The organism is Corynebacterium sp. SCR221107, assembly GCF_027886475.1.
GTDB lineage: Bacteria > Actinomycetota > Actinomycetes > Mycobacteriales > Mycobacteriaceae > Corynebacterium.
The window spans coordinates 1,004,429-1,026,760 of the sequence record NZ_CP115670.1 but is presented as its reverse complement, the minus strand read 5'-3'; the positions used below and the strand labels follow the sequence as shown (position 1 = coordinate 1,026,760).

Below are 22,332 nucleotides of genomic sequence, written 5' to 3'. Positions count from 1 at the left end.
TCCTGCTTTAACGCCACCCGAGAAATGGCAGGGCAAGGCAGGTCGCTGTCGCCACTAAGACGACAGCGACAAATGTCTTGCCCTGCCATGTTGCATAATTGAAATTCACCCCCACCCCAAAACGCTTCTCTACCAGCACAGAGGGGTCATTCGGATTGTAGTAAATGATGCCCCACTTATAGTTGGCTCCATCGTCGCTCGACCGACTGCCAGACTGCACTCCGCTCTTGTTGAAGCGTCCTGGGTTTAGTTCCGCTTCTTTTACGGCCCTGTGTTGATGGGCTGGGTGAGATAGTACTCGGTTTCTACTTCCTGTGGGGTGGCGTAGTCCAATGCTTCGTGAAGTCGCTTCGTGTTCCACCAATGCGCCCACCGCAAGGTGGCCAGTTCGACTTCTCCGACCGACGTCCACGGGCCCTGGGCATGAATCAGTTCAGCCTTGTAGAGACCGTTGACTGTTTCGGCTAGTGCATTGTCGTAAGAATCGCCGACTGTTCCCACACTCGGACGGATTCCTGACTCGGCTAGCGCAGTGGAATACTTCAGTGACACATACTGGCTGCCCCGATCGCTATGGTGAATTAGCTGGTTTCCATGGATTCGCCCTGCAGTCGTTAACGCATGCTCCAAAGCCTCCATCGGCAGTGCATCGGTAGGCATCGTCGAGCGTGTAGCAACACCAACAATTTTTCGGCTGAATACATCCACGACAAACGCGGTATAGGCGAATCCTGACAGGGTGCGAACGTGGGTAATGTCGGCAACCCAAAGCCTGCCTGGTGCCTGCGCACGAAAGTCTCGCTGTACAAGGTCTCGGCGATGATCCGGTGTCTTCTGGCTTACCGTTGTCACTGGGGTTCGCCCACGTCTGCGGCCAGAAACGCCTGCGAGTTTCATCAGATGTGCGGTCTTGTCGCGACCAATATGAAAGCCTTCACGGTTCATCGCGTGCCACATTTTGCGGATACCGTAGACCGAGAAATTCTGTGCATGCACACGCTGTATCTCTGGGATGAGCAGGCTATCGCTTAAGGCCCTTGCGCTGGGAACACGAGTGGTCGCCTTGCGGTAGCCACGAGAGGTGATGAATCCACGATCTGCCTGTTTTAGAACTCTGCAGATGGCCTCGACCCCAAATTGATCTTTGTACGCGTCGATGTAGGAGATCATTTGGCCGTGGGTCGGTCGAGTTCCGCTGCGAAAAAGCCGAAGCTGTCTTAAGAATCCCGTTTGCTCGTTTCAGTTCGCGGTTTTCTCGACGCAGACGCCTGAGTTCTTCTTCCATTGTTTCGCCGCCTGAAGCGTCAGAATTATCGCGTACTGAAGCGCTGTCACGGTACCAAACCCGCAACGTATGGTGAGATACTCAGCAGCTCACCGACCTCCGAATAGGCGCGTTGCAGTGAGCAAGACTCCAGGCGGACCATTTCGATGATCTGATGGACCGCCTTCTCCTTGAACTCGACGGAATACTTTCTAGGCATAGTTCAATCCTTCCTTAGCTGAGGTAGGAACTAAACCCAGGACGCTTCAATTCGACGAATAGCAACAGCAAAAGCCACCCCGACAATTATCGCGGAAGCTGCCAGCACAACTCTGAGGAAATCAACGTCCATTAACTGCGCTTCCTCCACCTCTCACGCCCCAAGAACGACAGCAATTCTACCGAAAAGCAATTCCAAAGATTGTCAAACGACAACGTCTCATCGCAGGCGACCAATCTCTTCACGATTGCACGATTCATCGCTTTTACAACCCGAAACTTGCAGCCTTTCCGAATTTTTGCATAGACTATGCAATGTTGCGCAAATCGGGTGAAACCTGCGAAAAATAGGTAATCGAACACCCAAAGCGGTGCGTAACTCAAATCTTCCCAATCCCACGAATACAGGAAAGACAACCACCTCATGGCTCAATTCCTTTACAAAATCGGTAGCACGGCCTACCGAAAGAAATGGGTTTTCCTCGCTTTTTGGCTCATAGTCCTCATAGCCATTGGTTCAGTAGCATCGGCTTTTTCTAAGCCCACCACCAACACCATGACCATCCCAGGTCTGGAGTCAGTTGAAACGATGGAAAAGATGCAGGAGCGCTTCCCGACGTCAGGCGATGCGTTATCCGGACCGACCGGCACGATCTTGGTCCAGACGACAGACGGGTCAAAACTAACCGATCCCGAGGTCCAGGCCCGCATCAACGAGCTGATCGAAGACCTCAAGGCCACTGGTGCACTCACGGAAACCGACACCCTCGTCGATCCGGCTACCGCCTCGATGGGCATGTCACAACAGCTAACCCAGGCAAAGCAGGCCCAAGGAGTCCCTGAGGAACAAATTCAGTCGGATATTAAGGCCTTGAGCCCCTTGTCAGAAGATCAAACCACCGGCACGATGAGCATTACCTTTGACGCCGCTTCTGCAACCGATATCCCAATCGAAGATCGCGATGCCGTCGAAGCCGTACTCGACGAATACAATTCAGACACGCTCAAAGTACTGGCAAACGGTAATGCCTTTACGGCCATGAGTGAGATGGAAATGACGTCTGAGATTATCGGTATGGCAGTGGCCGCCATTGTCTTGCTGATTACGTTTGGTTCATTCGTTGCCGCTGGGATGCCGCTGATTTCGGCGGTTATCGGTGTAGGAATCGGCATTTTGGGCATTCAAGCACTCACAGCTGTGTCTTCCGACATTACCTCGATGACCCCCACCCTGGCATCGATGATCGGCCTAGCTGTGGGAATCGACTACGCCCTGTTTATCGTCAACCGCTTCCGCAATGAGCTCGTGAAGACAGCCGGCGCGGCTGATATGGAACCTCGGCAGCTGCGTGATGCGCTCAAGAAGATGACGTTAGATCAACGAGCCCATGCCATGGGCATGGCGGTTGGCACTGCTGGCTCGGCTGTTGTTTTCGCGGGCCTTACCGTGCTCATTGCGCTGGCAGCATTGTCTATCATCAACATCCCATTCTTGACGGCAATGGCTCTCACCGCAGCCGCGACCGTCGCCATTGCGGTTCTCGTAGCGCTTACCTTCCTCCCAGCGCTTCTTGGCCTGTTAGGTACGAAGATCTTTGCCGCACGAGTTCCTGGGCCAAAAGTTCCTGACCCTGAGAACGAGACTCCTACGATGGGTCTTCGCTGGGTGCGAAGAATCCGCAAGCACCCGATGGGCCACCTGATTGTCGGTGTCGTCGCTCTGGCGATTCTGGGAATTCCAGCGGCCAACATGCAACTTGCCATGCCCACTGGCGGTTCTGAGCCAAGGGGATCCGCTACTCGAGAAGCATGGGATATCACTGCCGAGGAATTCGGGAAAGGTCGCAATGCACCGATGATCGCCTTGGTAGATCTCGCCGAGGTAAGCAAGGCTGAACGCCCGATGGCACTCCAGATGGCCGTTTCCACCATCTCCGAAACCGATGGTGTTGTTAACGCTCAGGTCACAGCAACGACTGATGGAATGGACACCGCGCAGATCTATATCACACCGGAGTGGGGTCCAACCGATTCACGAACATCAGAGACATTGGTGAGCCTGCGAGAAAACACCCCAGCGTTGAAGTCCGAGACGGGCGCCACCTACGGCATCACTGGAGCAACGGCTATTTACGACGATGTCTCCGATCGACTCCAATCAGTTCTCATCCCCTATGTCGCAATCGTCCTCATTTTGGCATTTGTGGTCTTGATGCTTGTCTTCCGCTCTATTTGGGTACCGCTCATCGCGGCGTTGGGATTCGGACTGTCCGTGCTCGCTACCTTCGGCGTGACGGTGGGAATCTTCCAAGAGGGTTGGTTAAGCATTATCGACGATCCACAGCCTTTGCTTTCCTTCCTGCCGATCATTCTCATCGGGCTCGTCTTTGGACTTGCAATGGATTACCAAGTGTTCCTCGTCACTCGCATGCGCGAAGGCTGGGCACATGGCAAGACCGCCGGTAATGCAACCTCAAACGGTTTTAAACATGGCGCCCGCGTGGTTACGGCAGCTGCGCTGATCATGATATCTGTCTTCGCGGCCTTCATGATGCAGGATATGGCCTTCATCAAGACAATGGGCTTTGCACTAGCCATCGCAGTCTTCTTCGATGCATTCATCGTTCGAATGACCATCATCCCTGCGACAATGTTTTTGCTGGATGAACGCGCTTGGTGGTTACCCAAGTGGATTGACAAAATCTTGCCAAAGGTAGATATCGAGGGTGAAGCACTGGCCCGCGAGCACAACCTTGCCCACTAAGACGCGCAAGGTCAATGCCGTTAATCCTTGTCACAGCCCCAGATGAATGGGGCTGTGTGCCCAAAGGCTTAATCTAAATGGGTACCTACTTCCTGAAGCATCAATTGCTCCAGTATTTACGACATCATCAGAACCTCCCCCTCTATTAGAAAGGATGCACGCTTCATGTCCGGCCTACGCGAATTGAAGAAGGCTCAAACGCGAGCAGCCATCGCACGAGCGGCGGCATCCGTGGCCCGCTATGAAGGCCCCGAAAAGCAATCGATCGCTGAAATCTGCGCACGGGCAGGGGTTTCTCAGCGCACTTTTCACAATTATTTTTCCTCGCGTGAAGAAGCGATCATAGAATTCGCGTCTCACGCTGTGCGGGAAATGCTCGAATCCGTAGGTGATACCGAGGGAAAAAAGGTTTATGAAATCGTCGAACAAGTCGCAATCAATGGACTCCGACGTAACGACGATGACCTTTTGTCTTTCTACTCGCTCGGTGTGCTCAGCCAGCAGATTGGAATTCTGCCACTGGGGCTCAACAATCATTTAGAGCCTCATTATCAACGGGAGGCATTTGCTCAAATCGCCGAGTACTTTCCAGGAAAAGACCTGTTCGACCTTGCCACCGAGATTGTTGCTGCCGCGTCTGTTGCACAGTTTGCGATCTCTCACTACTTCGACTTTTGCCACGATCGGGGAAGCGAAGTCGGTGTCAACATTCTGCGCCGAGCCTTCGACCAATTCCGTGACAAACCGGTGGCCAGGCCTGTCGAGCTGCCGGAAGAAATTCGTGAAGAGATTATTTCACTCGAGCACTCCCCGATCCAGCTGTGCCGCAACGATCGGCATAATAAATCCGGAAAGCTCTGCGCAGATTAGTCCCCCATGGCTCAGGATTAGAAACCATAGGTACGTCACGAATCATCGTGGGTAAACGGATGGCTACGCAGACCTAGAAATGATTGAAGCCGCGACCTTGCGTGTTAAGGTCGCGGTTCTTTCGACTATTGCTCTCAAGCATTCCTTAACTTAATTTCTAGAGGACGTTTTCCAAAAGCATACGAAACTCATTTGCGTCGACCTCGTCGTAGCTGGCAGGTGCGAATTTCGGACTGCGATCCTTGTCTACCAGAACCGCTCTCACCCCTTCGGCGAAATTCGGCAGGCGTCGCATATGCGCCCCCAGTGCTTTTTCTAACTTTAGCTCCTCCCGAATTGAGGACACCTTCGTGATCGCATGCATCAGCTCGACTGCAGCCACTACAGACGCGGGGTTTGCATTGGAAAGCAAGGAACGAACTTCCTCAGTAAATTCCTTGTTCGGATGGGAATCGAGTGCCGCTGAAATCTCTGCCCACGACGCAAAATTGAAGGTTGCTTCGATGTCCGCCTCCAAAGCGGCAAGCCGGGATACTTCCTCTACATTGGAGGCATATCGCTCGAGAGCCTCATCTAAGGATTCTGCGATCACTACATCTACAAAATCACCGATATCTTTCGAAGGAACGAAATGGGTAGCGAGCCCCGAATACACCATATCCGCCGGGCTCAAACGCCATCCTGTAACCACGAGAAATACAGCCCTAGCATAAGAGGTCCTATTGTTTTCATCTACCATATGCTGGAACATCCACGGAATTCCCACATCTGGCATGTAACCAATTGCCATTTCTGGCATGGCGGCAAATGCTTTCTCCGTCACGATCCGGTGAGAGCCATGCGCAGAGATGCCGAGTCCACCTCCCATCACCACGCCATCGATGATCGAGATATAAGCTTTGGGGAACTCGGCAAGATCCCCGTTGAGTTGAAATTCGGTATCGAAAAAGTGGTCTGCGGGGCCGTGGTTCCCCGATAACGCTGCTTCACGAGCCTCGCGCACATCTCCTCCAGCACAGAAGCCCTTCTCGCTGAGCGAAGTCAGCACGACACGGTGAACTGCGGGGTCATCACGCCATGAATTGAGGGCTTCGTCAATAATGTCGATCATCTCTTGGTTGAGCGAGTTCAATGCACGTGGACGGTTAAGTTCCAAGATCCCCGTGGTATTGCGCACGTAGGCATTGACCAGCGAGTCCTTTTCTCTAAGCAGCGAATTACGGTTACTAGACATAGAAAATAGTGTTGCACATCACGTACTATTTTGCAGGAAAATGACTTTCCCCTATTCTGGGGTAGGACCACAGCGGTGTTAGATATCCCTATTTACTTGGGTTTTTACAAATCACTGTTTTCTCCGGCGAGCGGCGTTCAGCCATAAAAACAAAAATACAAATACCCTCCGCAGTGATTGCAGTGATCACGGCGTTGGTTTAAGCAGAATCGAAGTAATGCCATGAAATACCGATTGATCGTCACAGACATGGACGGCACCTTGCTCGACGAAAACCACCACATACCCGATGATTTCTGGCCATTGCTCGACCAGCTTCACGATCAAGGAGTTGTTTTCGCCCCTGCCAGTGGCCGGCAGCTTGCCACCCTCCAACACCAGTTCGAACGCTCGTCATCCCCTTTGTCTTACATCGCTGAAAACGGAACGGTGGTCTTCCACGAAGGTGACATCGTTTCGCTAACGACGGTGGATACAGCAATCTGCCACGAAATTATCGAAACCATCGAGCAACGCCCAGATATCGACTGGGGTGTGGTCGTTTGTCGTGCAGATGGCGCCTTCATTTCTCGCCATGACGAGAAGTTTCTTGATGAATGCAATATCTACTATAGAAAGCTTACGATCACCGACGACTTGCATGCAGCTATCGACAGTCACGTGGTCAAACTCGCAATATATTGCTTTCAAGACGCAGAGACCGTCGGCGCACCTGCGCTTGAAGGTCGCACCGGAGGGCTTCCGATCACAATTTCTGGCAAACATTGGATCGATTTGATGCAGCCGGATATTAACAAGGGCATCGCCCTCGAACGCCTCGCCGCAACCATGGGGATCGAGATAACAGAAACTCTCGCCTTCGGCGACTTCCTCAACGATTACGAACTCGTCAAGGCCGCTGGCACCTCATACGCTATGGCGAATGCGCACCCCAAAGTCAAAGAGGTCGCAAATCACCTTGCCCCGTCTAATGCAGACCACGGGGTAGTCACAGTGCTCAAAGAATTGCTCGAGCACTCCTAGCATTCATGAGTGGGACTAGCGAGGACGATTGTTCAAGTCCAAAGTGAAACACCAGCAGTGTCCTGGGCTGGGTAAAAGGGAAACTACTGGTGTTCTCAGTTCACGTTAGTTGCCTCAGGAGGGCTCTCAAGGCGAAGCGGTTGACTACTTTCCGTGCTTCTTCTTGTGCTTCTTGCCCTTCTTAGAAGACTCCTCAATCGAGGCCTTCTCAAGGTGGGCGGCTACATCCGGCACATAGCGGAAATCCTCGCGCGGGGGACGCTGATAGTCGCGAGCAGATTGGGGTCGCTCAGGGATCTCAGGCAGTTCACGATCGATACGTGTGTAGGGAATCGTGGACAAAAGGTGGCTGATCACGTTGATTCGCGAACGCTTCTTGTCCTCAGACTCCACCGTGTACCACGGCGCAGAAGGAATGTCGGTGTGGATGAACATCTCGTCCTTGGCGCGGGAATAATCCTCCCAGCGAGTGATGGACTGAAGATCCATTGGGGAAAGCTTCCAACGACGAAGCGGGTCGTTTCGGCGCGACTTAAATCGTGCAATTTGTTCTTCGTCAGAAACGGAGAACCAATACTTCCGCAACATGATTCCGTCTTCTACCAATAGCCGCTCAAAGATTGGTGCTTGATGCAGGAAGCGACGATACTCTTGCGAAGTACAAAAGCCCATAACCCGTTCGACGCCGGCACGGTTATACCAAGACCTATCGAAGATGACGATTTCACCTGCAGTAGGCAACTTCTCAACATAGCGCTGGAAGTACCACTGGCCTTGTTCACGAGAGTTGGGAGCAGGCAGCGCCTCGATCCGGCAGGTTCGCGGGTTCAGATACTGAGTGATTCGCTTGATAGCTGAGCCCTTACCGGCTGCGTCACGCCCTTCCATCACCACAACAACACGAGCGCCAGTCTCTACTACCCATTGCTGCATGTCGACGAGTTCAGCCTGCAAACGCTTGAGTTCTGCCTCGTATGCCTCCTTGGAAAGCTTTGGTGGCTTCACCGCCAGGTCATCACCACCGAATCCCCCAGCAGAGTAAGCTATCCCCTGAAAATCCTTGTCCTTTTTGCCCATAACATTTCAATTTACTGGCTTTTGGTCAAGAAAAAGAACGCTCCACGCATAAAACCCCCAATTGTTAGTTATCTCCTTGGATCTGCAATCTTTGTTAGGCCGCCATCTACGGCACCACGAGTGGCGACGTCAATTCCGCCTTCACGGATTTCCCGCAGCGGTCTTAGCTGCAAGTTTAGCCCACACTAACATCGAAACGGTAGAGTCGACTACATGATTTTGATCAATGTAAAATACCAGGTCAAGCCAGAATACGTGGATACGTTCCTTCAAGATGTCGATTGGTTCACCCAAGCAACACGGCAGGAAGAAGGAAACATTTTCTTTGATTGGTACCAGGATCCAGCCAATCCCCAAGAGTTCCTTTTGATCGAATCCTTCCAGGATGATGCCGCTGAAGCTCACGTTTCGTCCGACCACTTCAAGCGCGCCTGCGAGGAAATGCCTGCATACTTGCTCAAGACCCCTTCGATCATTAACACTCTCATTCCAGGAAAGACTGAATGGGATAAGATGGCAGAGTTCCAGGTAGAGGAGTCCTAGAAAAACTGCAATCCCGCATCATCTCATGGCAAGTCGTGTCTGAGGATGCGGGATTATTTGCAGAATTAGAAACTACTTTGGGCGATTGCCTCTTATGGCTACCAGTTGTGCATCGAGCTCAGCCAGTTCGTTTGAACTTAAGGTCATGCCAGCTATCGCTGCAAAACCGGGCAAGACGGACGAACCGTAATTGTGCCCGAAATCGATGGGGGCGTTTGCAGCCACCGGCAAATCCGCCGAGACCTGCAAGAAGGAAATAACAGGCATCCAGGTCATCGCGCGCTCATGCCCCGCCGGCGCCGGTTCTTTCAACCAGTCAGGTTCTCTAAATATCATTTCCGGGCTCCACCATGCCACTGGATCCGACGGGTGCTGCACATAGAGTATCCGCGCTGGTCCCCAATCTGGCTGCGGTTCGGTTACCCAATCGTTGATGTCATCCACATCGTTGGCAAAACGAACGAGCATCCCCTCTGAGTATTCTGGGTCAGTTTCCGTGGTTCCGGGATCCCGGCGTTCGACTATTTGCGAGCGCAAAGGGTTGAAATGAGGAGGACCTGTCAGCAAGATCCCGTCAACGGAATTCGCGATGTCGCGTAAACCAGAAAAGGCACCCTCGACGCCTGTGGTTCCTAGCGATTCGCCATACAGATAGAGTTTCGGACGGCGCTCTTCAGGCAACGAGTTCCACCAGCTAATGATGGGGTCCAAGAGCTGTTTACCGGCGTTTAAGACATTTTCCGCACCACCAAGAAAATCCAGTGCCGAAGGCAATGCCGAATACTGCCCTGCGGCGATTGCAGTGTCGCCGTCGTAAAGCAACTCAAATCCCTGCGTCGCATAATCGGAGACCCATCCAGTCCCGGTCGTCATCAACAAGAGCATCGCCTTGCGGTCTTGGGCACCAGTGCGCTCAAGCTCACGAATAATGAGTTGACCACGCTCATCTGTATCGGTCGCATTACCGAGACCTGCATAGACCCGAATTGGTTCTTTCGCGGGACGTCCGGTAGCCTCGGTGAGCTGTTGTGCCGTGGCGCCGCCAGAAACGAAACGTGAACCATAAAATCCCACACCTTCGAAATCCACTTCTGAGTAGGGAGATCCCGACCTTTCAGCCAGTACAGGCGCCGACATTTGCGGGTCGGGGTTTCGGTTTTGCGCTGTATAAAACCTCTCCCCCACACCAACAATGGCGCCAGGAACGGCATTATGAAAAAACCAGGCAAAAAGCAGGAGTACAAAGCCCCACGACATCACTGTCCGGGTCATTGGGCGCACGCGGTGGGGAAAGTGGCGATCCAAAGAGTCAGCGCTTCGGCGAAGGAAGCGAGCCACAACCATGACAGCACCAAAGATCAGCACCGACATCGGAATCATGAGCAAAAATTCCCAAAGATCCATTGGTCGCGTTCCAGCGAGCGCGGAGAGTTTTTCTTGCCACCGTCGGGAAAAGACGATCACCGCCAAGACCCAAATACTGCCGACACCTATGATGGCACGGCGCACCAAAGAAACGGTTGTTGGCGAGCAATGATCAGAATTGAGCCATTTGACGCGAGCACGAACATAACGGCAAAAGACCCAGTGCAAGCCAAGTCCCAATAGATAGCCGAGTGCTGCTGCGATCCCTGAAATCACCGCTTGGTAAAACCATGAGCGCGGGAGAAGTGATGGAGTCGTCCCCATGATGTACATGAAGAACGCACCAACCAAACCCCAAAGGTGAAGGCGGGCGAAAACCCGTACTGGCTCGCCTAACTTTCGAGTTGTTCTCCCAATTCTAGCCATTGCATCTCCAGCTCCTCGCGCTCACCTTGAAGCGCCTTAAGCTTTTTATCTAGGTCCACCAGGGCCGCTGTGTCCACAACAGCAGCTGCTTGCGCCATCTCCTCATTGAGTTGGACTATCTGCGGATCCAGTTTCGCCATCTTGCGTTCCAACGCAGTCATCTGCTTATTGATTTCACGGATCTGCTGATTCGAGAGTGATGAAGTGTGAACCTTTGATCCCGCATTTTGGTTGTTTGTGGCCTTTTCCTCTATCCCACCAGCGGTTCCGAGGTCCAATACACCTTGGTCTTTGCCCGCCGTCAACTGCGCCCGACGCGAAAGATACTCTTCGATGCCACCCGGCAAATTGCTCAACTTGCCATCGCCGAACAGCGCCCATGTGGAATCAGCGATGCGTTCAATGAGATAGCGATCGTGTGAAATGACTACCATTGTTCCAGCCCACGAGTCGAGGAGAGATTCAAGCTCTTGGAGGGTATCTATGTCGAGGTCATTCGTTGGTTCGTCGAGCAAAAGGAAATTGGGCTCACTCATGAGCACTCGGGTCAACTGCAATCGACGACGCTCGCCACCTGAGAGATCCCCCACGGGAGTTCGCTGACGCTTTGCTGAGAATCCGAGGCGTTCTGCCAGCTGCGATGCTGAAAGCTCCTTCTTGCCAAGCTGCACATAGGTAGCTACCTCCTCAACAGCATCGAGGAGGCGCAGGGAAGGATCAAGATCGTCAAGTTCCTGCCGCAGCCAGCCCATGCGAACGGTACGCCCTTCGATACGCCTTCCAGCAGCTAGAGGATAGGCACCTGCCAAGGCGCGAAGCAACGTCGTCTTGCCAGATCCGTTGACGCCCACCAAACCGATTCTTTCGCCTGGAGCGAGCCGCCATGTCAGGTCATCGACCAATAAACGACCATCGGGGGTCTCGATTCGTGCGTTTTCCAGTTCCACCACGACCTTGCCCTGACGTTGCTTGGCAAAGGCCATGAGTTCGACCTTGTTTCGTGGCTCTGGCACGTCGGCAATCAGGGCTTCGGCAGCTTCAATGCGATAACGCGGTTTTGAGGTTCGGGCCGGGGCGCCACGCCTTAACCAAGCGAGTTCTTTTCGCGCTAAATTCTGCCGACGCTGTTCCATCGCATCGGCCTGTCGGGCACGCTCCGCCCTAGCGAAAATCCAGTCATTGTAGCCGCCTTCGTAGGAGTCAACCTGCCCGTCGTGTACCTCCCACGTTCGCGTAGCTACAGTGTCAAGGAACCAACGGTCGTGGGTGACAACGACTATCGCCAGCTTGCGGGAAAGCAAATGCTGGGCCAGCCATTGAACGCCTTCGACATCAAGGTGGTTGGTCGGCTCATCGAGCACGACCAAGTCAAGATCTTGGACCAGCGCAGCAGCAAGATTTGTCCTCCTGCGCTCTCCGCCGGAAAGCTGCCCGACTTTTGAGTCTAGACCAAGATCAACGATGCCCAATCCCCCAAGTACCTCGCGAACCTTAGAGTTGGATGCCCACTCGTACGTTTCCAAGCCTAGGGGCGCAAGTACCACCTCAGCGACCGTTGCCTCAGGGTTCAATTCTGCCCGTTGCGTCACGACAGCCATCTTGAGTGAGGAATTGTGGCTCACACGCCCCGAATCGGGTATTTCAATGCCCGTGAGAACTTCAAGCAAAGTAGTCTTACCACCACCGTTGAGTCCAACTACCCCGATTCGATCCCCAGTCTGAACTCCGAGACTTACGTTGTCGAGCAGAGTCTTGAGTCCAAAAGACTTGCTGACGGATTCCAAGTTAATGAGATTTGCCACTAAAGATTTTCTTTCCCGTCAAGGTTCACATGAACGTATCAGTCTAGGTCAGGGCTGAGGCAGGACGAATGATTGAGCCCTTTGTCACCTATGCTTGCCCAAGGTTGCTTAATTGAGCCCCAGGCGCTGGACCGCTCGCCACGGCTACTGCCCCATAAAGGCCTAGTTCGGCGGCTACTTCCTGTGCTATAAGGGCATCTTCACACAGAAAAGCACAGGTGGGACCAGAGCCGGAGACTATTCCTCGCAATGCGCCAGCTCGTTGACCGCGCTCCAGCGTAGTACGCAAGGATGGACGCATAGATAGGGCTGCTGCTTGCATATCGTTGTGCAAATTCGCCGCAACTTCATGTACATCCCCACTTCGCAGGGCTAGGGCAAGTTCCCGAGTATCAAGATGCGATGACCGCTGCATCGTATCCAGTTTGGCAAAAACCGCTGGGGTCGAAAGTCCTTCTTTGGCAAACGCCAATGCCCAGTGGTAGGTGCCGGTAGAAATAACGGGAGTCAGGTTTTCACCCCGGCCAGTGCCTCGCTGAGTACCTCCGCTTAAAGTGAATGGAACGTCCGAGCCTAGCTCGGCGGATAGTTCAAGCAGGACCTCTTCCGAGGCTGGATGAGGCAGCAGCGCATTAAACGCACGCAATGCAGCGGCAGCATCTGCAGAGCCACCGGCCATGCCCCCAGCCGCTGGAATTCCCTTGTTTAGCTCCAGAGTGACGGGTAAAAGTTGCTTCCCCCCATGCGCCCTGTGCCACGCATAAAGTTTATCAATCGCGCGCCATGCAAGATTGCTGGAATCAGTGGGGACCGATGGATTCCCGTTGACCTCGAACCCGGCGATGATTGACTCCTGCCCTGCGACCTGGCGGGGGTCCTGGTCAACTTCGCGTAGGATGATTTCGTCGTGAAGACTCAGCGCCTGGAAAATTGTCACCAATTCGTGATATCCATCCTCACGAACCGGCCCCACACCGAGATGAAGATTGACCTTCGAATGGGCCGTCGCCGTGACGGTGCGAAGGCCTCGTTGATCCTCAAGAGTCTGTCTAGGCATTGGTTACTCCTGCTAAGCGGACAAAGTCCGTGATATCGAGTTTCTCTCCACGAAGCGTTGGTTCAATTCCCGCTGCCCGTAGTGCCTCTTCCGCAACTTGTCCGGAACCGAATACGCCAGAAAGTGCTGCTCTGAGCGTCTTCCGGCGTTGTGCGAATGCAGCATCCACAAGAGGAAAGACTTGTTTCCGAGTTTGTTCAGTAATCGGCCAAGGTGCGCTGACGGGATCAAAGCAGTCAATGCGCACGAGCCCAGACTCTATCTTCGGCGCTGGCCAGAATACATTCTTTCCGATTGAACCCGCACGCCTGACGTTGCCATAAAAGCTGGCTTTTACGCTCGGGACACCATAAACCTTGTTTCCAGGAGCTGCAGCGAGCCGATCGGCAACTTCCGCCTGAACCATGACAAGTACCCTCCGAATCGTCGGAAACGTAGCCAGCAGGTGCAAGAGTACTGGAACCGAGACATTATAGGGAAGATTGGCGACAAGCGCTGTGGGCTGATTTAGGTCTTCCGGTGTTATCAGAAGTGCATCGCGCTGAATAATCGTTAGGCGATCGGCAAATTCCGGAGCGCGTTCGGCAACAGTATGCGGTAATTGCTTGGCCAATCGCGGATCGATCTCCACGGCTGTTACCTTTTCAACAGTATCTACCAAGGCCAATGTCAACGATCCCAGACCTGGGCCGACTTCGATGACGTGATCAGACGAATCTAATTCAGCCGCTGCAACAATCATGCGCACCGTGTTGGGGTCATGAACGAAGTTTTGCCCCAGCTTCTTTGTCGGCGAAACATCCAGTTTTTCCGCAAGGGTACGAATTTCGGCCGGACCCAAGAGTTGCGCACGCAGATTTCCCATAGTCTAACAATCTACCTTCCCCACCCATTCAACCTCGAACTGCAGCTAAAACACCTCGAAACGAAGCTGCAAAAAACCTCCAGCGGCCCTTGGATTAATCCATCGGGGCCCGCTAGAGGTTGGAATGGCTCGCAGCACAAGGAAGAAACCGTGTCGTCTTTCCTACTTTCCCCTTTGCCGCGGTTGGCATGGCATCGCTCTCCGACGCCAAGGGTTGTTTTCTATCAGCTAAGACTAACGCAAACCAAGTTTGGAGGTGCACGCCGGCCAAGCACCCCATCCCTGGACTGCTTGTACCTTCTGTGCCACCGCAATTTGCTGCTCACGGGTTGCGAGATAGGCCTGAGGGGCGTATTCACCACCGCCGAAGCCGAGCCACGTACTCGGGGTGAACTGAAGACCGCCGGAGAAACCGTTGCCTGTGTTAATCGCCCAGTTTCCACCGGCCTCGCATTGTGCCAAGGAATCCCAAACCGAGCCGCCAGCAACAGCGGGCGCGCTGGTTGGTTGCTTGGTGCCACGGGAAATCGTTGCCGCGATCGCTGGAGTCAGGATCTTTTCGTCGATGATTTCGTTAGCGGTCTCGACACCGTTGACGGTGGTGATTTTACGAGTTATGGAGCGCTCTCCCGGAGTAGCCGGGCTTACTTCGGTCTCCTCACCCTCGAAAGCGTTCGGATCATCAACAAAGGTTGGGTCGACGGTATACGACTCCGTGCCCTCAACCTCGCTGATCACCACGCGATCGATGTTGATCTTGAGGTTTTTGCTGACTGCGGTATCTAGCGACGGAGTAACAACGTCGTCCTTACCTAAGCTAATTCCGCGTTGCTCAAGCACGTCGGCGACGGTGGCGGCTGCAATCTCTGAATAGACAGTCTTGCCGCCGTCGGTAAGCGACACTATCTTCGGAGTGGTGACATCGACCGTCATGCCATCCTCAGGAATCTTGGCATCCTGATTTTGGCTGACACTCAGTGCCGCAACAGCGGAGCTAATCCCATCAAGTTGATTAACAAGCTCACCAACGGTGGTGGCGTTGGTGTCGATGGTCTTTTCTTCACCATCAATGACGACAGCCACCTGCTTGGAAGTGCGAACGGTAACCGTTTCGTTGTTTCGAAGCTCTTCCGAAGGAGCTGGGTAGACCAAGTCCTTCTCACCGATAGCAATCCCAGCTTTGTCCAATGCCCCCTGAACATCCCCAGACCACGTAGCCAAGGTCATTTGATCGCCGTTGATGTCGATGGTGACATCTTTCTTTTGCGTAACGACGGTGACCCCGCCGACTGCGACCGCCGCGAGGACGCCGCCGGTTGCCAGGCGCATAGGCACAGAGAACTTTGGACTGTTATTGATTCGGGACTTCTGGTGGATACCCACGTGTTGCTTCACTTTTCTTTTCGACGACACTTTTCTGCGGAAAGACTAGTGCTTCCGAGCTATGCGCGATGAGTTTACTACCCTTCGCCTGAACTATTTAAATAACAATACGGTAACACTGCTCAATTTGCGAGTACCTGATGTAACAATTCGCAGAATTGTCAATCTGCAACTTAGGGCAATCCCACCTTAAGAACTGGCTACTCATTCACATTTGCCACAGCAGCTACAAATAATGCCTTTATACGCCAAGGTTCTCATACAATTCTTAAAGATTCGTGATCTATTTCACATGCTTTAATGCTGGGCACCGTTCGACCAGATCCTGGGTCCTTGCAACGATCCGCCCTACTTGTCAAGGTAAATGCGCTGAAAGTTTCTGAACGTTGCCTCAGCTAATTCCTCGACCGCAATGCCGCGCACTTGAGCAATGCACGTCGCTGTATGCCCGATTAAGCTCGACTCATTTCGAGCACCCCGAAATGGCTCAGGGGTCATATAAGGAGCATCGGTCTCAATAAAAATCTGTTCAATAGGAGCGATGCGGGCCGCCTCCCGCAATTCTTCGTTACGTTTGAAGGTGACGTTTCCGGCAAAACTAAGCACATACCCCCGCTCCAGCGCCTGCTTTGCCACCTCTATCGGTGAGGAGAAGCAGTGCAGGACAATGCTTTTCGGCTGTGGAACTTCTGCAAGCACGCGCATCAGCTCCTCATCGGCCTCCCGATTGTGAATCATCAACGTTTTCCCAGAGTCAACTGCCAGTTGCGCATGCCAGATGAGCGCTTCAATTTGAGTATCTAAATCCGCTGTGTTTTCCGGATCGTGCTTAATCCAATAGGTATCGAGACCTGTTTCACCGATTGCGACGCACCGAGTATCATTCGCCAATTCCCTCAGCCGTGCCCGCGCCGTTGCGTCAAGCTCATTCGACTTGGTTGGATGAATGGCGCATGCAGCATAGACTCTTTCATCCATGTGCGCGGCAGAGAGAGCGAGCTCTGCTTCAGCTAGACCGTCACCAACAGTGCAGATCAATTCCACTCCGGCATCAACTGCACGGCCGACGAGGGCCGATACTTCTACGGCCTCGCGTGCTCCACACGAAGCTATGTGGGTGTGGGCATCAATGAGCTTGGGGATTATTGGGGCGGGGACTGGAGTAGGACGCGGCTTCTTCTTCGACATAATTCCCTAAGTCTAGACTCTCTGTTTATGTCAGATGAACCGCGTGCACGAGCAGAAACAACTATTCGTCCGATTGCGAAGGATGACGTGGCTGCAGTCGTCGAGATATACAACCAAGCTGTTGATGACACTGTCGCCATTTGGAACAACGATCATGTCGACGAAGCCAATCGCCTGCAGTGGATCGAAAGCCATGATGCTGCGGGACTGCCGATTCTCGTCGCAGAGGTTGGAGGAGAAATCGCAGGCTATGCTAGCCTTAGTGTTTTTCGCGATTTCCAAGGCTTTGCTCACACTGCTGAAAACTCGATCTATGTTCACCCGCGTTTCCAGCGACGTGGAATCGCCTCGCTGCTGCTTGAAAAGATTGTGGAAAGCGCGCGCGAACTCAAACTTCACGTAGTAGTCGCCGCTATCGAGGGATCTAATGAAGCCTCTCTTACGCTGCATTCACGCCTCGGTTTCCGAAGCGCAGGCGTGATACCACAGGCCGGAATCAAATTTGGCCGCTGGCTTGACCTGCATTTTATGTATTTGTTGCTCGAAGACACCGGAGTTAATCCTTAGTCTTGAAAGGTTATCCCGTCCCGCAGCGGCAATTGGCCGAACAAGAAATAACTGAGCGTGGCATCTCCCAACAAAGAAGATGCCACGCTGAGTTCGTCATCTGGAGACTTGCCCCAACAGGTAGTTAGGCCCGAACCGGAGCCCAGTCAGGGCCAGTCTGGCCAAGTTCTGGATCCAATTTCGCGATCAAGGGTTGTGGTTTTGCAAGTTCGGTACCGGGGATGACTTCGATTCTTTCCCACTTCGCCTGTTGAATCTCGTAGTCACCGGTGATAATCGGATAAGTTTGGCCGAGCTCTGGCAGCCCGACTCCGACCAGGTCCAGTGGCTCATCATCGACCACCTCGCGGATTTCTGGTTGTGCAGCCCACACTCCCGTGCGTCCCAACGTTTCATGCACGCGCTGTGCCGTGTGTGGCAAGAACGGGGTAAGCATGACGTTGCAGTCCGAGATCACCTGCAGGGCAGTCCACAATACGGTTCCCAAGCGCTCGCGCTGGGTGTCATCCTTGGCTAGCTTCCAAGGCTCCATGTCTGCGATGTATGCATTTGCTTCGCCCACAAGTTGCATCACAATCGAAATGCCCTGCTTGAAGTGCGAATGTGCCAAACACTCTCCCGCCTCAGCGAATGCGTTCTGTGCTTGAGTAAGAATCGCCTCGTCGGCAGGTTCTAGCGCTGCTGGAGCTGGAACAGAACCAAAGTTCTTATAGGCCATGCTCACAGCACGGTTGACCAAGTTACCCCAGCCATTGGCTAACTCGTTATTGACACGTCGAACGAATTCTTCCCATGTGAAGTCCGTGTCACTGTTCTCCGGGCCGGCCACCGCAATGAAGTAACGCAAGGGGTCTGGGCCGAACTCTTTGAGGAAGTCCTTGACATAGATAACGACGCCCTTGGAAGAAGAAAACTTCGATCCCGACATGGTCAGGAATTCGGAAGACACGACCTCAGTAGGAAGATTAAGCTCGCCAAGAGAATGGACGTTGCCCCCCTTTGCTCCCTTTCCTTGGTAGCCTAGCAACTCGGCCGGCCATATTTGGGAGTGGAAAGTGATGTTGTCCTTACCCATGAAGTAGTAGGACTTTGCCTCAGGATCATTCCACCACTGACGCCAAGCATCCGGATCACCCGAACGCTTGGCCCATTCAATCGAGGCAGACAGATATCCGACGACCGCGTCGAACCACACGTAAAGCTTCTTCGATGGATTTTCTTCCCATCCTTCGACAGGAATTGGGATTCCCCAGTCGATGTCTCGGGTCATCGCACGTGGACGCAAATCCTCGAGCAGGTTCAAAGAAAACTTCAAGACATTAGGACGCCAGTCCTTGCGTCCTTCAAGCCAGGTACCCAACGCCTCAGCGAGCGCAGGCAGGTCCAGCAGGAAGTGCTCGGTCTCAATGAACTTTGGGGTCTCACCGTTGATCTTCGAAACTGGGTTGATCAAATCCGCCGGATCCAATTGGTTTCCGCAGGTATCGCACTGGTCACCGCGTGCATCGGCAGCCCCACAAATCGGACACGTACCTTCGATATAGCGGTCAGGAAGGGTACGACCGGTCGAAGGGGAAATCGCCCCCATCGTCGTCTGTTTGATCATGTACCCGTTTGCGTACAGCCCTTTGAACAGCTCCTGTACGACCGCGTAATGGTTCCGAGTTGTTGTACGGGTAAAGAGGTCATAGGACAGACCAAGGCCTGCGAGGTCTTCAACAATCTGGCGATTGTAGCGATCAGCAAGCTCCTTGACGCTGACGCCTTCCTTATCCGCCTGCACCAAAAGTGGGGTGCCGTGTTCATCGGTACCTGAAACCATAAGTACGTTGGCGCCAATCATGCGCTGATAACGCGCAAATACATCGGAAGGAACACCAAAGCCAGCCACGTGCCCGATGTGTCGGGGACCGTTTGCATATGGCCAAGCTACTGAAACGAGCACATTATTCATGGTTTACTACTCTATCAGCGTGCCTTGAGCACGGCGTCATACAGTACTTTCTTGCTCACTCCATAGTCTTCGGCCATCTTCGCGCAAGCCTCTTTCAATCGCATTCCGCCCGAAACGAGAGCCTCGACCTCGTCAATGAGTTCTCGCACATCGGCAACCTCTTTCTTCGTAACGCCCTCGATAACGACGGAAATTTCACCTCGAATGCCTTCACGCACCCAAGCGGCAAGCTCCTCAAGAGTTCCACGGCGTACCTCCTCATAGGTCTTTGTAAGCTCACGCGCGACGGCGGCGCGACGGTTGCCTCCTAAAACCTCGGCGGCGTCGGCAAGCGTTTCGGCAATCCGGTGCGGAGATTCAAAAAAGCAAACGGCACGGGTTTCGTTTCTCAGCGTCTCCAGCCATTGCCGCCTTTGTCCAGCCTTGCGCGGAGCAAATCCATCGAAGGCAAACTTGCCGACATGCAACCCAGACAGTGCCACCGCCACCGGAACGGCTGAAGGTCCTGGAAAACATGTGAGCGACACTCCGGCTTCATGCGCCGCTTCGACCAAAGGGAAACCTGGATCCGACACTATCGGCATGCCCGCATCGGTTACTACAACAACGGTGCCAGTGCGCGCGTATTCAATTAGTTGCACGGCGCGCCCTTGTTCATTGTGGTCAAAATTGCTCAGCACCTGACCGCGGATTTCGACCCCCAATGCCTGCGCCAATGCTCTCGTGCGCCGCGTATCTTCAGAGGCAACGAAGTCCGCCTCTGCAAGCGCCTGTGCTAGCCGCGGCGACGCATCGGCGACGTTTCCCAGCGGGGTGGCCGCTAGAATAATGCCGCGTGGCAAAGGTGGAAGTTGATTACCTGCCAAATCCAAAGTCATACCTTAAGTCTTCCACACGACTACCTTTCCACTACCTACCGCAGCGTCATAGCTGACTCGAAACCTAGGGTATATAATTCCGAGCAAGCGGAAGCGTCCTCTAGACTGTTGCAAGTGAGCACCACCACTGTCCCTAACGACACCACTACTGCGGCCCGCATGGCTCCTGCCGGTCGGTTTGCACGCACACGCGAACCCCGCATCCCTACTTCGTCCCAGCTCTATGTTTGGACGCGGCGGGACACGATTTTCACAGTAGTTGTCGCAGTATTAGCCTTTTCCACTCGCTTCATTGGTCTGACAACTGCCACCGCAAGTGGGACGCCAGTGTTCGATGAGAAGCATTACGTTCCACAAGCTTGGGACATGGTTCGTTCGTGGTTTAATCCAGTTCTCGGCGGAATCGAGTCGAATCCAGGGTACGGGCTCGTTGTCCACCCTCCTCTCGCCAAGCAAATTGAGGCACTCGGGGAACAGATCTTTGGATACACACCACTAGGCTGGCGGGTGATGGCTGCACTCTTCGGGGTAGCAGTAGTCTTGCTGACCATGGATCTTGCCCGAAGACTTAGCCACTCTCCCTACGTTGCTCTCTTCGCGGGCATTCTGGCCACCTGCGACGGAGTGCTTCTGGTCAGCTCGCGGTTTGGCATGCTTGATATCTTCCAAGTGCTGTTTATCGTTGCCGCCGCGTGGGCTTTAGTACTCGACAATCAGCAGATGGATCGGCGGTTCTGGCAGTGGTGGCTGCGCCACGAAGATTCTGAGAAATGGGGTCCACGGGCAGGTTTTCGCTGGTGGCGCTTTGCGTGCGGCGTTTTTCTGGGTCTCGCGCTTTCCGTCAAGTGGTCTGGCCTTTATTACATGGCGTTTTTTGGTGTGCTTGCAGTTGCCATGGATGCTTTCAGGCGCCGAAAGTTCGGAATCGAACGCCCCTTGGTAGGTGCTCTCATAAGAGATTCTTTCCCCGCCTTTGCGTCCTTGGTAATCCTCCCAGTTGCGTTGTACGCGTGGTCATGGCGCGCGTGGTTTGCAAACGAAACAGCTGCCTATCGGCATGCCGCCGAGGACGGCAGCATCCCTGCAGACTCCGTACTACGTTCATTGCCAGACACCCTCGCGAATTGGCTCTATTATCACCAGTCTGTCCTAAAGTTCCATGAGTCACTCACAACTTCGAGTGGACATTCACACCCCTGGGACTCTAAACCATGGGCATGGCTTGTCTCGGCACGCCCCATTCTCTACTATTCGAGCACTGACATCAACTGTGGGGATACAACGTGCCGTCGCATGATCTATTTGTTTGGAACCCCCGCCATTTGGTGGCTAACCGTGCCAGTTCTCTTGTGGGCGACCTGGGCTCTGGTGATACGACGCGAAAGCAATTACCTCGTTCCGTTCGTTGCGTTCCTAGCTGGTTTCCTACCGTGGCTTGCAGCTTACGACCGCCAGATGTATTTCTTCTACGCCACCGCACTCGCACCAATGATGATAGTCATGCTTTCCTTGATCCTTGGCACACTGTGGAAGTCAGGGAGAATTCTCGCAATTGAGAGGCTACAGAAGTTTGCACCTGGAGTATCCAGTGGGCAAGCATGGGTGATAACCTATCTCGCTTTCGTAATTGCGATGTTCCTCTATTTCGCCCCTATCCTCTATGGGATGCAGATCACCGATTCGTACTATGAATCGCTCATGTGGTTCCCGAGTTGGAAATAAGTTCAGCTTCCTGGATTGTCAGACAACGCGCGCGGCGTTTCGATTATTCACATACACGCAGCATGGGGCCGACACCGTGGTGCTGGCCTCATGCATACCAACCTTTCCACCAAGGTCTGCAGATAAAACCG

At 53.5% G+C, this 22,332-nt stretch carries 17 protein-coding genes and 1 pseudogene; 6 read left to right on the top strand and 12 right to left on the bottom strand.

Features of this window, described 5'->3' with window-relative positions; genetic code table 11:
• Positions 1-7 precede the first annotated feature (7 nt).
• Positions 8-139: a hypothetical protein gene (locus PAB09_RS04625; RefSeq protein ID WP_271035269.1), complete on the bottom strand. Its 132-nt coding sequence runs from the start codon at positions 137-139 to the stop codon at positions 8-10.
• Between the two features lie 122 nt (positions 140-261).
• Positions 262-1,484 (bottom strand): annotated as a pseudogene (locus tag PAB09_RS04620) (IS3 family transposase).
• A 423-nt stretch (positions 1,485-1,907) separates the two neighbouring features.
• Between PAB09_RS04620 and PAB09_RS04615 the strand changes: the two are divergent.
• Positions 1,908-4,247: an MMPL family transporter gene (locus PAB09_RS04615; protein ID WP_271034868.1), complete on the top strand. Its 2,340-nt coding sequence runs from the start codon at positions 1,908-1,910 to the stop codon at positions 4,245-4,247.
• Between the two features lie 165 nt (positions 4,248-4,412).
• A complete protein-coding gene (locus tag PAB09_RS04610) occupies positions 4,413-5,117 on the top strand; it encodes a TetR/AcrR family transcriptional regulator (protein ID WP_271034867.1) in 705 nt (234 codons plus the stop codon).
• 157 nt (positions 5,118-5,274) lie between these two features.
• Here the strand turns inward: PAB09_RS04610 and PAB09_RS04605 are convergent, their stop codons facing one another.
• Positions 5,275-6,351 (bottom strand): enoyl-CoA hydratase/isomerase family protein, encoded by a 1,077-nt coding sequence (locus PAB09_RS04605; RefSeq protein WP_271034866.1) that lies wholly within the window; start codon positions 6,349-6,351, stop codon positions 5,275-5,277.
• 222 nt (positions 6,352-6,573) lie between these two features.
• Between PAB09_RS04605 and PAB09_RS04600 the strand changes: the two genes are divergently transcribed.
• Complete coding sequence (locus PAB09_RS04600; protein WP_271034865.1) at positions 6,574-7,374, top strand: Cof-type HAD-IIB family hydrolase; 801 nt, start codon at positions 6,574-6,576, stop codon at positions 7,372-7,374.
• Between the two features lie 144 nt (positions 7,375-7,518).
• On the opposite strand, the gene ppk2 is transcribed toward PAB09_RS04600, so the two are convergent.
• Positions 7,519-8,451, bottom strand: coding sequence for a polyphosphate kinase 2 (gene ppk2 / locus PAB09_RS04595; RefSeq protein WP_271034864.1), 933 nt, complete (start codon positions 8,449-8,451; stop codon positions 7,519-7,521).
• 213 nt (positions 8,452-8,664) lie between these two features.
• Here ppk2 and PAB09_RS04590 point away from each other — a divergent pair, with 213 nt between their 5' ends.
• On the top strand, positions 8,665-8,994 hold the full coding sequence (locus PAB09_RS04590) for a putative quinol monooxygenase (RefSeq protein WP_271034863.1): 330 nt from the start codon (positions 8,665-8,667) through the stop codon (positions 8,992-8,994).
• 72 nt (positions 8,995-9,066) lie between these two features.
• Here the strand turns inward: PAB09_RS04590 and PAB09_RS04585 are convergent, their stop codons facing one another.
• From PAB09_RS04585 to PAB09_RS04560, 6 genes are all read right to left on the bottom strand, one after another.
• Complete coding sequence (locus tag PAB09_RS04585; protein WP_271034862.1) at positions 9,067-10,692, bottom strand: alpha/beta hydrolase; 1,626 nt, start codon at positions 10,690-10,692, stop codon at positions 9,067-9,069.
• Between the two features lie 59 nt (positions 10,693-10,751).
• Entirely contained in the window at positions 10,752-12,587 is a 1,836-nt protein-coding gene (locus tag PAB09_RS04580) for an ABC-F family ATP-binding cassette domain-containing protein (RefSeq protein ID WP_271034861.1), read from the bottom strand.
• 88 nt (positions 12,588-12,675) lie between these two features.
• On the bottom strand, positions 12,676-13,644 hold the full coding sequence (locus PAB09_RS04575; RefSeq protein ID WP_271034860.1) for a 4-(cytidine 5'-diphospho)-2-C-methyl-D-erythritol kinase: 969 nt from the start codon (positions 13,642-13,644) through the stop codon (positions 12,676-12,678).
• The gene (gene rsmA / locus PAB09_RS04570) at positions 13,637-14,509 is read right to left on the bottom strand and encodes a 16S rRNA (adenine(1518)-N(6)/adenine(1519)-N(6))-dimethyltransferase RsmA (protein WP_271034859.1); all 873 of its coding nucleotides are present in this window, start codon (positions 14,507-14,509) and stop codon (positions 13,637-13,639) included. The genes PAB09_RS04575 and rsmA overlap by 8 nt, the downstream gene beginning before the upstream one ends.
• A 234-nt stretch (positions 14,510-14,743) precedes the next feature.
• Positions 14,744-15,892, bottom strand: coding sequence for a resuscitation-promoting factor (locus tag PAB09_RS04565; RefSeq protein ID WP_271035268.1), 1,149 nt, complete (start codon positions 15,890-15,892; stop codon positions 14,744-14,746).
• Between the two features lie 348 nt (positions 15,893-16,240).
• A complete protein-coding gene (locus PAB09_RS04560; RefSeq protein ID WP_271034858.1) occupies positions 16,241-17,080 on the bottom strand; it encodes a TatD family hydrolase in 840 nt (279 codons plus the stop codon).
• A 27-nt stretch (positions 17,081-17,107) separates the two neighbouring features.
• On the opposite strand from PAB09_RS04560, the gene PAB09_RS04555 reads away from it, so the two are divergent.
• Positions 17,108-17,647, top strand: a complete 540-nt coding sequence (locus tag PAB09_RS04555; RefSeq protein ID WP_271034857.1) for a GNAT family N-acetyltransferase — start codon at positions 17,108-17,110, stop codon at positions 17,645-17,647.
• Between the two features lie 124 nt (positions 17,648-17,771).
• Here PAB09_RS04555 and metG read toward each other — a convergent pair whose 3' ends face one another.
• Positions 17,772-19,601, bottom strand: a complete 1,830-nt coding sequence (metG, locus tag PAB09_RS04550; RefSeq protein ID WP_271034856.1) for a methionine--tRNA ligase — start codon at positions 19,599-19,601, stop codon at positions 17,772-17,774.
• A 14-nt stretch (positions 19,602-19,615) separates the two neighbouring features.
• Positions 19,616-20,479 (bottom strand): 16S rRNA (cytidine(1402)-2'-O)-methyltransferase, encoded by an 864-nt coding sequence (gene rsmI / locus PAB09_RS04545; protein WP_271034855.1) that lies wholly within the window; start codon positions 20,477-20,479, stop codon positions 19,616-19,618.
• Between the two features lie 159 nt (positions 20,480-20,638).
• Between rsmI and PAB09_RS04540 the strand changes: the two genes are divergently transcribed.
• Positions 20,639-22,201 (top strand): dolichyl-phosphate-mannose--protein mannosyltransferase, encoded by a 1,563-nt coding sequence (locus PAB09_RS04540; RefSeq protein WP_271035267.1) that lies wholly within the window; start codon positions 20,639-20,641, stop codon positions 22,199-22,201.
• Positions 22,202-22,332 lie beyond the last annotated feature (131 nt).